Here is a 1,460-nt window from a genome sequence, read left to right as displayed (position 1 = left end):
CAGGGCCCCGGCGTTTGCCTGACTCGTCCGTGGTTGGGGGTAGTTGAGGCGGGTGGGGCCCGGAAGTAGGCGAACACGGCCCCAGGTGGATCATGGAGTTCTCTACGCTTCAAGATCCACGAGGTGCCGTGTTCGTCCCTCCATCATCCCCCATCGCCCCTCCCGCTAGGTCCCTGCCCCGGCTCGAAGCACTGCACGAGGGCGTCGTGCGGGATCAAGTCCGTGGTCTGGTCGCGAAGTTCGGGCAGATCACCGACCCTCGTGGCCCCAGCGGCAGGCGCTACCGGCTGCCGTCACTACTGGCCCTGGTGGTCTGTGCGATGACACCCGCGGGACATGACTCCATCACTGCGGCTGCCGAGTGGTGCCGGCGGGCGACGCCTGACGAGCTGGCTGCCTTCGGCCTGCCCTACCACCCGCTCCTGGGCCGCTACCGGGTGCCGAGCGAGAAAACCCTACGCAGCGTGCTGGGGCGTCTGGACCCGGCCGAGCTCAGCGCGGCCGGGTTCGCCTACCTGACGTCCCTGTTCCCCGGTGGGCCCGTGGTCCCCGCGCTGCTGATGCCCGACGGCGGGCCGGAGCGCGAACAGCGCCGGGCTCACCAGGCTGCCGCCCAGGCCGAACCGGTACGCCGACGGCGTCGGGCGATCGCGGTGGACGGCAAGTGCCTGCGTGGCGCGAAGCGTGCAGACGGCAGCCGCGTGTTCGTGCTGTCCGCCGTCCGCCACGGCGACGGCATCACCCTCGCCTCCCGCGAGATCGGCGCGAAGACCAACGAAATCCCCGAATTCGCGCCCCTGCTCGACCAGATCGACGACGCCGACCTCGCCGGGACGGTCGTCACCGCCGACGCCCTCCACGCACAGCGTGACCACGCCACCTACCTGCATAAACGTGGCGCCCACTACCTCCTGACGATCAAGAACAACCAGCGCGGTCAGGCCCGCCAGCTCCACCAGCTGCCCTGGAAGGAGATCCCCGTGATCCACCGCGACGACACCCGCGGACACGGCCGCCACGAACAACGCCGCATCCAGGTCGTCACCGTCAACGGCCTGCTCTTCCCACACGCCCGTCAAGTCCTGCGCATCCAGCGCAAGCGCCGCCTGTACGGAGCGAAGAAGTGGTCCACCGAGACCGTGTATGCGATCACCGACCTGCCCGCCGAACAGGCCACCGCAGCAGAGATCGCCTCCTGGGCTCGCGGGCACTGGACGGTGGAGAACACTGTCCACTGGGTCCGAGATGTTGTCTTCGGCGAGGACAAATCGCAGGTCAGGACCCGTAACACACCCGCCGTGCTCGCCGCCGTCCGCGACCTGATCCGCAGTGCCCTCAAACTCGCCGGATACGCCAACACCGCTGCCGGGCGCCGGGCCCACACCGAACGCCAGCGAGTCCTCACCCTCTACGGCATCACATGATCAAGACGGGCATACGAGGCACTCGCCGGGGCCCTG

General features: G+C 69.0%; 1 protein-coding gene. It reads left to right on the top strand.

The window, feature by feature from the left end:
- The first annotated feature begins 128 nt into the window (after positions 1 to 128).
- Positions 129 to 1,424 carry an ISAs1 family transposase gene (locus VXC91_RS45485; RefSeq protein WP_329513193.1) on the top strand — a complete coding sequence of 432 codons (1,296 nt, stop codon included), beginning with the start codon at positions 129 to 131 and terminating at the stop codon, positions 1,422 to 1,424.
- Positions 1,425 to 1,460: the final 36 nt, after the last annotated feature.

Source organism: Streptomyces chiangmaiensis, from assembly GCF_036281785.1.
Lineage (GTDB): Bacteria > Actinomycetota > Actinomycetes > Streptomycetales > Streptomycetaceae > Streptomyces > Streptomyces chiangmaiensis.
The sequence above is the reverse complement of the archived record's forward strand: the minus strand, read 5'-3'. Positions and strand labels throughout refer to the sequence as shown.